Source organism: bacterium SCSIO 12844 (assembly GCA_024397935.1).
Classification (GTDB): domain Bacteria; phylum Pseudomonadota; class Gammaproteobacteria; order Francisellales; family Francisellaceae; genus M0027.
This window is the reverse complement of the sequence record CP073743.1, coordinates 2580482-2593586: the sequence shown is the minus strand read 5'-3', so window position 1 is coordinate 2593586 and position 13105 is coordinate 2580482. Positions and strand designations below refer to the sequence as shown.

Sequence of the window (13105 nt, the reverse complement as noted above, 5' to 3'; positions counted from 1 at the left end):
TTGTTTGAAATGTTTTTATGTTGTTAGTATTTCAGTTTAAATAAATATTATTTTAACCCTTTTTCCTAACCACCCATAAATAATTGGGTGTCTCTTTAATCGTTTCAATAATATCAAATGATTTATTCACTAATAATGATTCAAAATCTAATTTATGCCAGCTTTTGACAAATGGCTCATAAACAAAATGTGATAGAAATCGAAAGTAAGCTCCCTTAAATCCATATTGTTTGAATAATTTCCAGTATTGACCATAATAGTGGATAGGCGATGGTTCAACAAAGATGCATAAACCACTTGGTTTTAAAACTCGATGAATTTCATCTAAAGCTTGGCTGATATATTTAGGTGGAATTTCATGTAATACATAACAACATGAAATACCATCAAAGCGTTCATCTCGAAAGGGTAAATCTTCAGCTTTTGCATGAATAAACTTAATACCTGGATTATTTATGGCTGCTTGTTTAAGTAAATAGGGACTAATATCAATCCCCCATATATCATTAACACCTGATTCAAAAATAGATTGTGTTGTTCTAGCGCCACCACAGCCGATATCCAAAACACTTTGACAAGATTTAAGTGCTTGAGCAATTTGTTTTCTTGATTGTTTCATTTTGCCAAGCATTGCTATATCAAACCCTTTGATATAACCTGTTGCTAAAGTATTGGAATAATTACCATTAGGTAGGTTATGAAACTCTTGTTGAGCATAGGTTGGTATAATATCTTTGCCAACGAGTTTGTCAGGTAATTGAACCTTTTGGCGTTTTTTTTTCTTCACCATCATTGATAAAACTTTACATAAACTAAGCGGATTAGAAAGCCTATACTGATCACTCCAGCTATCGGGTAATGATATTGCATTCCAATCTATTGGAGCGGGATCTTGATTGTTATTGAGCTTATTATTCATTTAAAGCAAATTTAAATACGATAAGTTGTAATATGGCTTATTGTTAATAATTTTAACTGAAAATACAACTAGACATTAATAGGAAAATCAATCTAAATGATTATTTATAGGTTAGCAGTTTGTTGGTAAAACTCTGTTGTTTTTGGGTAAGTGTAAAATATACTTAAAGTTCGATTAGATTTTTCAGCACCTAATGCTTTAATGAAATTCAATGTGTTATTTAGCTCCTCAGGTGTGGATAATTTAAAATTACCACTTTTATCAACTAATTTACTCCAGATTTCTTCTATGCCATGAGGTACTTTTTTATGTTGGCCTTTAAAATTAATTACTGGGCAGTCACCAAAATCAATTACCTTAAATAGGTCATTTTGTAGACTTTCACAGAGTTTATTATAGAGTGTATATAGCTTAGCTAATGAATCACCGAATAAATTAGACTGAATGATTAAGTTGTCTTTTACTTTATTATCTTGGTGAGCATTATAAATTCGACAAATAATCGGTATTTTTGCCTGATCACTTATGATTGTAGTACTTAATAAAATAGGGGTGATAACTGAGTTTATATTCTCCTCTAATAGATTACTATATAGTGACGTTAAATCATTCAGAGTAAATTCAAATAGATTAAGTTTATTTATTAATAGTTCAACTAACACGATGTTTGAGTTATCACAAGCAACTTTAAATAGATTATTAATTATTTTTAACCGAGCAGCTTTTGTTAATTTTGAGTCTTTTAAATCATCTAATAGCATATTGATAATATTATGATTATTTTTATCAACGGCTAGCTTGAATAGGTCATTATAAAGTGCTATTTTGTTATTTTCAAAACTCTCAAAATCTATATGCTTAAGCTTATTAATTAATTTATTGATCAATTGGATATTTTCAAAATTAATTATAGCTTTTAGGCTATTAGCATATAGATCAAATAAATTCCTTTTAGGAAGATTTAGCGTGTGTAATGCGCTAATTGTAATATCAAATAGTAAGAGACTATTTGTATCAATCACCGTTTCTAGTATTTGTAAATGAAAATTAATAATATTAGGTAGACTTGATTGACAAAGCACATCAAAAATAATGCTTAGCATTTTTGGGGTAATGATAGGTAAGTTCTTATAAAGTAAATTGCTATAAATAGATTTTTTCTCATTATCAGATAGCATAGATTGATTTAATGATGTTAGTAGTAATTTACAAATTGTAAGCTTATTTGTTTTAATGCTTAGCTCTAAGGTATTAGAGTAAATCTCTTTTTTATCTGGACTAGATAGATTTGAACAATTTAAAGTTCTAAGTAATAAATCGATAATGTTAATGTGGTTATGTTCAATTGCTGTGATTAAAATATGATTAAATATATCTTCTTTCTGTTTAAATAACTCAGAATGACTTATAAATTGTATAATAGGAGAGACAATATTAAAATTCCCTTCCTTTATACCTAGTTCTAGATATTGAGAGTAGAGATTTGTTATTTCAGTATTACTAAATAGATTAGATGCTTGAATTATTGCTAATGATTCAGTAATTGTTTGAATTTTACCTCTTTGACAAGCGCAATTTAGTGTATTTAGAATAATCTCTCTTTGTGTTTCATGTAAATTGGGTAATAATTGTTTTGAAAGATTAAGTAATTTAATAACAGAACTGGAATTATTATCTTCAATTGCAGCATAAATATTTGTTAAGATAATTTGTTTTTTTATTTCAGTTGAAAGATTTTGTGTACTTAAACTTTTTATATAGGTATCAACTGACTGTATATAATTTTTTTGAATGGCTTTATAAAGGCCTGGCATATTACCATCGAATGCTAAAAGAATGTCTAACTTGATTGCATCAGATGAATTTATCTCACTAATGCTAGATATAAATGATTCAATTGTATTTATATTTTCATTTTCTAAAGCATGGTGTAATCCTGATTTTCCCATAGAATTTTTAGCTAAAAGAATCTCTTTTTTATCTTCATCACTAAGATTTTCAGATGGAAATTGATCGATACCTTTCACAAATAGTTTAATAATATGATGACGATTTTTTAGAAAGGCAAAATGTAGTACAGGTATTTTATTTTTATCATAGGCTAAAAGAATGTTTTTGTTGTGATGATTCGGTAGTTGTATATCAGCTAAAGCACTTATAAATGCATGAATCGATTTTTGGTAATTAGATAGAATAAGATGATGTAGTTTAGGAAGTCCATTGGGATCATAGTCTAATAAAATCTCCTCAATTTCATCTTCAGAAAAATTAAAGTTTTTAATTTCATGAATAAATAATCTAATAGCATCTTCATGTTCTCTACCAAGGGCGTAGGAAAGTCCACTAAATCCTTTAAATTTAGAACAGTTTCTATACCCTAATATTACAGGGTTTTTATGTACTTTAGATAGAAATAATTCTTGTTTTTCATTTAGGCTTATAGTGTCAGAATGTTTTATAAGATTTATATATCTTTGTATTGCTTCAATATTTCCATAGCGAAAAGCAAGGTTCAGTAATTTTCCTACTTGGGTTTCTTTTTTTAAGTCGTTAATATTGTGATGGTTAGGAATAGGCTTTTGAATATAATTTGGCTTTTCAGCCCCTAAGAGTTGGGCATAAACAATAATTTCACCTTGTTCATTTTCAAACATTGCCCGATCAGCCATAATCGATGGTAAAATATCATCTATATGATCACTTAAAATTTCTTTATCATGGTTAATAACATAATATGTGTTTCCATTAAAGCCTACGTTAATTGCATGGCCTGCACAATAGAAATTAAACGATAAGCCAGCCCTAAGATTATCAGTTAGAAATTGTTTAAGCGTATTTTTGGTAAATAGTTCTATATATTCAGCTTGTATGTATATTCCAAAGTCCTTTGGATTTGAATGGTCATTTTTTGGATCACTGATAGGGTGGCCGTTACTTTCATTTAAAATTGCATTAGCTTGGGTAATATTTTGTTTATTTTGTAGAGGTTCTAAATTGGTTACTATATCTAAATCATCATGCTCAAACAAATGCATATATAATGAGACGCTATCGAAAAATGGTCGAATTGATAATAAAATTTTATCTTGTTCTGTTAAGTCTTCATGGTCTAAGCGTTTTTTCTCAGCGATTGAAATGGCATTGACTAGGTATTTAGCTTGAATGGGTTCTATTTGTCGAAGAAATCTTTCATTTTCAGGTACTTTAGGGTTTTTCATAGCATCTGTATAGATTTGTTTAAATTCATCTATTGAATTAAATCCTGCTTCATATGCTATTTGTTTGACTGTAGTATAAGCGTCTTCAAAAGAAGGATGTCTGAGTAATTCTCGCCGTTTTATATAAGTTGCAAATTCATCAGGACCTCTAGCATTGGCTAGTCCTGCAAGTGTAGCATGACTAAAACAAAGTCCTGCACTTGGCTTATAACCTAATGCTTTATTAATTGCGATACTAATCATGCAACCCACCTTGAATTGTAGAGATAGTTTAAATTTTGATTATTTTGTTTGAGTAAATTGTACTATAATAAATTCAATAAAACAAATAAAAGAAATATGATATAACGTATTGGTTAAAATTGAAGTTTGGCTTTGTGCGCATGAGTATGCTGTAATTGAGATTACTCTATGGAAAGGGTAAATTAAGAATAAATGGAGACTAATCATGCGTTATGGTTGTATATTTAAATGGTTTAGTTATCTACTATTTGGAATAGCTTTTATGGTTTTATCAAACGCTTATACTGCTGAATTAATCGTTTTAGCAGCACCTGTTAGTAACGATGACTATTATCATGATGTTGAAGAAAATATTATTGATTTTCAAATAAATTATGCAAAAAAAATTATCGCTAATGGTGATGATGTCTTAATTTTAAGTGATCGTAAAAATTATTCACGTTATCATGCATCGCTTGATTCAAAACATATTTTACTTTATCCAATGGATGATATTTGGATGCGTGATTTTACGATTGTTAATCCATTACATCCAGTCATGTTTCGTTATACTGCTGAAGGTCAGGGCAGTGGTATAGAAGGACAAGCCCAAGCAGATGAAGTACAAGATAATTTTCTAGCATTAGCAAAAAAAGCAAAGTTATCTTTTACTAAAACAGATTTATTAAATGATGGTGGCAATTTTGTCAGTGATGAAATAGGTAATGCGGTAATAAGTAGAAAATTCTTAAGAGATAATCATTTATCAGAAAAAGAAGCCAGAAAAGAGCTTAAAAGCTTAATGGGGTTAAAAAATATAGCCTTTATAGAAGCTGATGAACAAGTGGGGCTTGAACATGCCGATGGTATTGTAAGCTTTGTTGAGAATAATGTATTGGTTATTAATGCCTACCCAGAGGATAAAGCCTATTCGAAAGAATTAAAATCAGATTTACAAAACGCTTTGCCAGGAGTCGAAATTCATGAAATTATGACACCTTATGATGGTAGTGATATTTATGATAGTCGCTTTGGTTCTGCTTGTGGCTTATATACCAATATGCTAGTTACTAAGGATCATATTTATTTACCTCAGTTTGGTATTGCAGAAGATGCCATTGCACTAAAACAGGTTCAAGCGTTAACTTCTAAAAAAGTAATTCCTGTTTTATCATCACAGGTTTGTAAAATGGGGGGTGGTGTACGCTGTATGTCATTACAATTAAATGGTGAGAATGCTAGTAAGTTATTGGTGTATAGTGGGAAGGTTAATAAAGAAAGTAGATAATCAATATTATTTTGATAATGCAGTTAAAACGTGTTTAGGGTCATTGGATATTGCTTTGAGTAGGGCTTTAGCAGGCCCAGTGGGTTCTCTACGGCCTTGTTCCCAATTTCTTAATGTTGCTAATTTAACATCAATAAGTTTTGAAAATTTTGCCTGAGATAACCCAGTTTTATTGCGTATTTCTTTAACCTTCATTGCATCAACTATAAATTCACGAGATGGTGAACGTTCGCCATCAATAATTTCAGTCATTTGTTGCATACTTTCAACCAATCGATTAAAAAGTTTATCTTCCATCACAGCCACCTCTCATTTAACTGCCTTAATATCTTTTTTTGCTCTAGCGTTAGATCATCTTTTTTACCTTTTTTATAGATTAACAGTAATCTAATTTGTGAGTCAGGTAAGACATAGTAATATATAACTCTAATACCTCCACGCTTGCCTCTACCTTGTATAGCCCATCTAACTTTTCGTAATCCGCTAGTTTGTTGTATTACATCACCTGCTAGTGGGTTTTCTGCTAAATACATTTGAAAATCTGAGTATTCATCATCACTAAGTAAGTCTTTCAAATCTTCAGTAAAAATGTCGGTTTCAATAAAAATCAATGTTATTATCCGAGTCTTATAACCCTATAATAAATATACAGTATAGTTTAAAGTAAGTCAATGGCGCACTGTTGGCCGTTTGTTTGCTATTAATTTTTAGCTATTTACGCAGTTTTAGTATTTTTCTGATTGTTAGCGCAATTAAAAATAGCAGTATATAAGATAGAATCATAAGAAAATATATTATTATTTTCTACGTATTCAAAAAGTTTTTCTATAATTGTTTTTAGTGTATCTAAACTTGAATCAGTAGTATTACTTATAAAGTTTTCAATTTCGCTTTTATTTAATGCCGTTAAGCTATCTATAGTAGGATCAAGGCATTGTAATTCTTCATTCAGACTGAAGAGAATGCTTCTCTCTTTACAATAAAGCATGTAATCAATAAGGTTATAAAGCTCTGGATAATCTGGATATTGGTCTTTAATTTGATTCAGCAGGTTATTTGCATTAGTTTCTTCCATGTTCCATATCTCTGAAATATATTTGATACTATTATTTGTTATAGTTAAAGTTATTCAAAAAATATCTACATTGTAGCTATTTAGAAGGTATTAATTAGTTTGTAAAAGGAAGTTAGAAAGTCTTTAGCTAAACCACCCCATAGGCCATCCGGCGGGTAACTATGTATGGTTTATTATGATTTGTGGTTTTGTAATTCATTGAAAAATAAAAAAATGGTAGTCGCGATTGGATTCGAACCAACGACCCCCACCATGTCAAGGTGGTGCTCTAACCAACTGAGCTACGCGACTTCAAGCTAGCTCCTTATGTTATCGATTTTTATTGTGAAATCAAGTGAATTTTCAGAATATTTTGAAGAAATTGCTGAAACAAGTCTTGTCTTTTGAGTATCTGTCACAATATATGAATTTACAATTCGATATTAATTGGAGAAAAGAGTATGCAGATGCGTGGAACAACAATTCTTTGTGTAAGACGTGGTGATGAAGTGGTCGTTGGTGGAGATGGTCAGGCAACAATGGGTGATATGGTTGCAAAAGATAATATTGTTAAAGTTAGAAGATTATATGGTGATCGTGTATTAACTGGTTTTGCTGGTGCTACAGCAGATGCATTTACATTATTTGAAAAGTTTGAAGGTAAGCTTGATATGTATCAAGGTCAGCTTGAAAGAGCTGCCGTTGAGATGGTAAGAGAGTGGCGTATGGATAAGATGCTACAAAAACTAGAAGCAATGATAATTGTCGCTGATAAAAAAACATCGCTTCTAATTTCAGGTGTTGGAGATGTGATGGCTGCAGATGATGAGGGTATATTATCAATTGGTTCAGGTTCAGCTTATGCAAAAGCTGCAGCTCGAGCATTGGTTAAAAATACAAAACTAGGTGCGCAAGAGATTGTAGAGAAAAGTTTAACCATTGCCGCAGATATCTGCATTTATACCAATCATAATTTAATCATTGAAGCATTAAAAGATAAAGACTAATTGAAATCATTGATTTGGTTAGGTTTGAATTTGAAAATTAAAAAAATAAAAAGGTGAATACAATGTCCCAGATGACACCCAAAGAAATTGTACATGAGTTAGATCGTTTTATTATTGGACAAGATGAGGCTAAAAAAGCAGTTGCAATTGCACTAAGAAACCGTTGGAGAAGAATGCAGTTAGATGATCAATTACGTCCTGAAGTAACGCCTAAAAACATCTTAATGATTGGGCCAACAGGGGTTGGTAAAACAGAAATCGCTCGCAGATTAGCTAAATTAGCTAAAGCACCGTTTATTAAAGTAGAAGCAACAAAATTTACTGAAGTCGGTTATGTTGGTCGTGATGTTGATTCAATTGTCAGAGATTTAGCAGATGTTGCTGTGAAAATGGAACGTGAAGATGCGAAAGAAAAAGTTAAATTAAAAGCGCAAGAAGCAGCAGAAAATCGTGTCTTAGATATCTTATTACCACAACCATCTAAAGAGTCTCGTGTTGGTTTTGCAAATGAGCCTAGTGTTGAAAATGATGATAAAACAGAAGAAAAAGAATCTTCTGCACGTAGTATGTTTCGCAAAAAACTACGAAAAGGCGAGCTAGATGATAAAGAAATTGAAATCGAAGTCTCTCAAGCTGCGATGAATATGGAAATTATGGGTCCGCCAGGAATGGAAGAGATGACAAGCCAACTCCAAGATATGTTCTCTTCAATGTCAGGTAAGAAAACAAGTAAACGTAAAACCAAAGTAAAACATGCGCTTAAACTATTAGAAGAAGATGAAGCTTCTCGTTTAGTCAATGAAGATGAAGTTAAAGCGAAAGCGGTTGAATCAGTTGAGCAAAATGGTATTGTGTTTTTAGATGAGATTGATAAAGTCTGTAAACGCTCTGATACAAGAGGTGGTGGCGATGTCTCTCGTGAGGGTGTACAGAGAGATTTATTGCCATTAGTTGAAGGTAGTACAGTTTCAACAAAGTATGGCATGATTAAAACGGACCATATGCTATTTATAGCCTCAGGTGCATTTCATGTTGCAAAACCATCTGATTTAATCCCTGAATTACAAGGGCGTTTGCCAATTCGTGTAGAATTACAATCATTATCAACTAAAGATTTTGTGCGTATTTTAACTGAGCCAGATGCATCATTAGTTAAGCAGTATCAAGCCTTGTTAAAAACTGAAGGTGTTGATGTTATATTCGAAAAATCTGCAATTGAACGTATTGCTGAAATGTCATGGCAAATCAATGAAGAAGTAGAAAACATTGGTGCAAGACGTCTACATACAGTGATGGAGCGATTACTAGAAGAAGTATCATTTAATGCACCAGATGTAGCTGAGACACCAGTTAAAGTGAATAAGGCCTATGTTAATAAACAATTAAGTGATCTAGTCAAAGATCAAGATTTGAGTCGTTATATTTTATAATGGCTGAAATCTTAAAAGAAGATTATTTTCTTAATGTCATTAAATGGTATACTTATTTAAAACTATAATCAGTGATATAGTGCTGAATTAATAGGTAAGTGAATATAATGGATATAAGAAAATTAATTGGTTGTATTGGTATTTGCATAGTTTCTGCTATTTCTTTTGCCAATGCATCTAGTCAAACTCCTCAATCTGCAAAGCAAAAACAAGCACTACAAAAGGTTTATACCACTCAGCAAAGTAATGTTATGTGTACTTCAGGCGCAGGCAATATTAAAGGCTGTGAAGTTTTTTCAAAACAATTAGGTGATGCGGTAACTGAAGCAGATAATGCGGGTGTACCAAGAAGTGAAACAATTAAAACAGAGCTTAATGCTGTATCAGATGGCTTGAAAACAACTCAACCGCAACGTGTTACACCAGGTGTTGCTCAATAAGCTATAATACAAAAATAAAATAAAGGTAAATTTCATGTCGCATAAAGCATATAATTATTGTGCTGGGCCTGCTGTCTTAGCTGATGAAGTCACACATCAACTATTTAAGGCTATGGATAATTTTGATAATACAGGTATATCATTATTGGCATTAAGCCATCGTGATGATCGGTTTCATGAAATTGCTTATAAAGCTCGGAGATTACTTAAAGATTTATTAAATATTCCTGATCATTATCAGATCCTATTTTTTCATGGTGGTGCAACAACACAATTTTTTAGTATTCCACAAAATCTACAGCGTCAAAATAAAGCAATATATTTAGATTGTGGTTATTGGTCTAAACTTGCAATTTCAGAAGCTAGAAAAGTGATTGACTTAAATATAATTGAGAAGCCTTATGAAAAACTATTTTTAGAACAATGCTATGATGTCAATGGAAGTTATGATTATTTGCATTATATTGATAATGAAACCATTGATGGAAGAGAGTTTCAATATATACCTGAAACAGAGCATATCCCGCTAGTCTGTGATATGTCATCTAATTTACTATCTAAATGGTTTGATATCAATCGTTATGGTCTTGTCTATGCCGGTGCTCAGAAAAACCTTGGTATTCCAGGTTTGAGTATTGTTATTATTCGTGATGATTTAATTCAGAAACTTGATAAAATATCAGCTGTACAATCGTATTATCAAGCAATGAAAAAAAACTCAATGGCTAATACACCAGTAGTTGTCGCTTGGTATACTACTTATTTGGTACTTAAGTGGATTAAACAACAAGGTGGCATTAAACAATTTGAATCACTTAATCAAGTTAAAGCGTCAATGTTTTATGATTACCTTGATCAGAGCAAGTTATTTAAGCCACTTGTACCAAAAGCTATTCGTTCAAGAATGAATGCTGTTTTCACAAGAGAAGATGAAAATCAAAATAAAATTGATCAGTTAATCAGTCAAGCTAAAAAAGATGGGTTTTATGGTATTAATGGTCATAGAAGTGTTGGTGGTTTTAGAGTAAGTCTTTATAATGCTATCGAATTAAAAGCGGCGACAGCATTAATTGACTATCTCAAGGAATATGAAAAAAATGACAGATAAAATCATCACAGTGGATGGACCAAGTGGTGTTGGTAAAGGTACCTTAGCACGTTTTTTAGCAAATTATTTGAATTGGCAGCTATTGGATAGTGGCTCTATATATAGAGCACTTGCTTATTATAGTCAGCAAAAAGATATTGATAGTAATAATGAGATCAAACTTTCACAAGCAGCACTTAGTTTACCAGTATCTTTTATATCAGAAGATAATTTAACAAAAGTGATTGTTGATGGTTCTGATGTAACGGATTTAATTCGCCATGAATCTATTGGTATGTTGGCATCTAAAATTAGTGCTTATCAAAGTGTAAGAGATAATTTGATGACCTTGCAACGATCATTTGATCAGAATAAGGGCTTAATTGCTGATGGTAGAGATATGGGAACAATTGTTTTTCCAAATGCACAAATTAAATTATTTTTAGATGCTACAAGTGAAGTAAGAGCGAGTAGGCGTTACCAACAATTAGCCACTCAAGGCGTTTGTGTGGATCAAAAAGATGTATTAGAGCAGGTCGTGCAAAGAGATAGCCGAGATAGAAATCGAAAAGTAGCACCATTGATTCCAGCAGCAGATGCTATTATAATTGATACTTCTAGTTTGAGTATTAACCAAGTACAACAAATGGTATTAGAAATCTTAAAAAAAAATGCCATTAACTGTTGACGTCATTGGCCAATTCCAGTAATATTCACACCACGCCAGAAGAGAGTGATCTTCGGCTGAAAGATGTTTAAAAAATAGATTGATATGTAGACACTTACGTTCTTGTCAATGAATTACAGAGATACAAACTGAAGAGTTTGATCCTGGCTCAGATTGAACGCTGGTGGCATGCTTAACACATGCAAGTCGCACGGCAGCATGATCTAGCTTGCTAGATTGATGGCGAGTGGCGGACGGGTGAGTAACGCGTAGGAATCTGTCTTAAAGTTGGGGATAACACGGGGAAACTCGTGCTAATACCGCATAAAGTTTACGAACCAAAGCTGGGGACCTTCGGGCCTGGCGCTTTGAGATGAGCCTGCGTTGGATTAGCTAGTTGGTGAGGTAAGGGCTCACCAAGGCTGCGATCCATAGCTGTTCTGAGAGGAAGATCAGCCACACTGGGACTGAGACACGGCCCAGACTCCTACGGGAGGCAGCAGTGGGGAATATTGGACAATGGGGGCAACCCTGATCCAGCAATGCCACGTGTGTGAAGAAGGCCTTAGGGTTGTAAAGCACTTTCAGGAAGGAGGAAAGGTATTAGATTAAGAGTTAAATACTGTGACGTTACTTTCAGAAGAAGCACCGGCAAACTCCGTGCCAGCAGCCGCGGTAATACGGAGGGTGCGAGCGTTAATCGGACTTACTGGGCGTAAAGGGTCCGTAGGCGGATAAATAAGTCAGATGTAAAAGTCCAGGGCTCAACCTTGGGATGTCATTTGAAACTGTGTATCTAGAGTATAGGAGAGGAAAGGGGAATTTCTGGTGTAGCGGTGAAATGCGTAGATATCAGAAGGAACACCAATGGCGAAGGCAACTTTCTGGCCGAATACTGACGCTGAGGGACGAAAGCATGGTTAGCGAACAGGATTAGATACCCTGGTAGTCCATGCTGTAAACGATGAGTACTAGCTGTAGGAATCGGTGTTAAGGTTCTTGTGGCGTAGCTAACGCGCTAAGTACTCCGCCTGGGGATTACGGCCGCAAGGCTAAAACTCAAAGGAATTGACGGGGACCCGCACAAGCGGTGGAGCATGTGGTTTAATTCGATGCAACGCGAAGAACCTTACCTACCCTTGACATACTGAGAACGATTTAGAGATAGATCGGTGCCTTCGGGAATTCAGATACAGGTGCTGCATGGCTGTCGTCAGCTCGTGTCGTGAGATGTTGGGTTAAGTCCCGCAACGAGCGCAACCCTTATTTATAGTTGCCATCATTGAGTTGGGCACTCTATAGAGACTGCCGTGGTTAACACGGAGGAAGGTGGGGACGACGTCAAGTCATCATGGCCCTTACGGGTAGGGCTACACACGTGCTACAATGGGCATTACAGAGGGAAGCGAAGAGGCGACTTGGAGCGAAACTCACAAAGGTGTTCGTAGTCCGGATTGTTCTCTGCAACTCGAGAACATGAAGTCGGAATCGCTAGTAATCGCGAATCAGCATGTCGCGGTGAATACGTTCCCGGGTCTTGTACACACCGCCCGTCACACCATGGGAGTGGGTTGCACCAGAAGTGGCTAGTCTAACTATTAGAGGACGGTCACCACGGTGTGATTCATGACTGGGGTGAAGTCGTAACAAGGTAGCCGTAGGGGAACCTGCGGCTGGATCACCTCCTTAAAGGTAAAAATACAAAAGAACGTTAAGTGTTTACATATGAAACTATTTTTTAGCATAGTTGATCTTTAACAATTTAGTTTACTG

General features: G+C 33.9%; 11 protein-coding genes, 1 tRNA gene and 1 rRNA gene. 7 read left to right on the top strand and 6 right to left on the bottom strand.

The window, feature by feature from the left end:
* Positions 1-52: 52 nt before the first annotated feature.
* Both KFE69_11655 and KFE69_11650 read right to left on the bottom strand, forming a co-directional pair.
* Positions 53-919: a class I SAM-dependent methyltransferase gene (locus tag KFE69_11655; GenBank protein UTW42134.1), complete on the bottom strand. Its 867-nt coding sequence runs from the start codon at positions 917-919 to the stop codon at positions 53-55.
* A gap of 104 nt (positions 920-1023) precedes the next feature.
* Positions 1024-4380, bottom strand: a complete 3357-nt coding sequence (locus tag KFE69_11650; protein UTW42133.1) for a hypothetical protein — start codon at positions 4378-4380, stop codon at positions 1024-1026.
* Between the two features lie 262 nt (positions 4381-4642).
* Here KFE69_11650 and KFE69_11645 point away from each other — a divergent pair, with 262 nt between their 5' ends.
* Positions 4643-5647, top strand: a complete 1005-nt coding sequence (locus KFE69_11645) for an agmatine deiminase family protein (GenBank protein UTW42132.1) — start codon at positions 4643-4645, stop codon at positions 5645-5647.
* Positions 5648-5653: 6 nt separating this feature from the next.
* Here the strand turns inward: KFE69_11645 and KFE69_11640 are convergent, their stop codons facing one another.
* From KFE69_11640 to KFE69_11625, 4 genes are all read right to left on the bottom strand, one after another.
* Positions 5654-5944 carry a helix-turn-helix domain-containing protein gene (locus tag KFE69_11640; protein UTW42131.1) on the bottom strand — a complete coding sequence of 97 codons (291 nt, stop codon included), beginning with the start codon at positions 5942-5944 and terminating at the stop codon, positions 5654-5656.
* Positions 5944-6258: a hypothetical protein gene (locus tag KFE69_11635; GenBank protein ID UTW42130.1), complete on the bottom strand. Its 315-nt coding sequence runs from the start codon at positions 6256-6258 to the stop codon at positions 5944-5946. Before KFE69_11635 ends, KFE69_11640 begins: the two co-directional genes overlap by 1 nt.
* A 104-nt stretch (positions 6259-6362) precedes the next feature.
* Positions 6363-6722, bottom strand: coding sequence for a hypothetical protein (locus tag KFE69_11630; protein UTW42129.1), 360 nt, complete (start codon positions 6720-6722; stop codon positions 6363-6365).
* Between the two features lie 214 nt (positions 6723-6936).
* A tRNA-Val gene (locus KFE69_11625) sits at positions 6937-7013 on the bottom strand.
* 149 nt (positions 7014-7162) lie between these two features.
* On the opposite strand from KFE69_11625, the gene hslV reads away from it, so the two are divergent.
* From hslV to KFE69_11595, 6 genes are all read left to right on the top strand, one after another.
* Positions 7163-7708: an ATP-dependent protease subunit HslV gene (hslV, locus tag KFE69_11620; GenBank protein UTW42128.1), complete on the top strand. Its 546-nt coding sequence runs from the start codon at positions 7163-7165 to the stop codon at positions 7706-7708.
* A 62-nt stretch (positions 7709-7770) separates the two neighbouring features.
* Positions 7771-9138, top strand: coding sequence for an ATP-dependent protease ATPase subunit HslU (hslU, locus tag KFE69_11615; protein ID UTW42127.1), 1368 nt, complete (start codon positions 7771-7773; stop codon positions 9136-9138).
* A gap of 107 nt (positions 9139-9245) precedes the next feature.
* Entirely contained in the window at positions 9246-9578 is a 333-nt protein-coding gene (locus tag KFE69_11610; GenBank protein UTW42126.1) for a hypothetical protein, read from the top strand.
* A gap of 34 nt (positions 9579-9612) precedes the next feature.
* Positions 9613-10686 carry a 3-phosphoserine/phosphohydroxythreonine transaminase gene (gene serC, locus KFE69_11605; protein ID UTW42125.1) on the top strand — a complete coding sequence of 358 codons (1074 nt, stop codon included), beginning with the start codon at positions 9613-9615 and terminating at the stop codon, positions 10684-10686.
* The gene (locus KFE69_11600) at positions 10676-11353 is read left to right on the top strand and encodes a (d)CMP kinase (protein ID UTW42124.1); all 678 of its coding nucleotides are present in this window, start codon (positions 10676-10678) and stop codon (positions 11351-11353) included. The genes serC and KFE69_11600 overlap by 11 nt, the downstream gene beginning before the upstream one ends.
* Before the next feature lie 125 nt (positions 11354-11478).
* A 16S ribosomal RNA gene (locus tag KFE69_11595) occupies positions 11479-13021 on the top strand.
* The last annotated feature ends 84 nt before the right edge of the window (positions 13022-13105 follow it).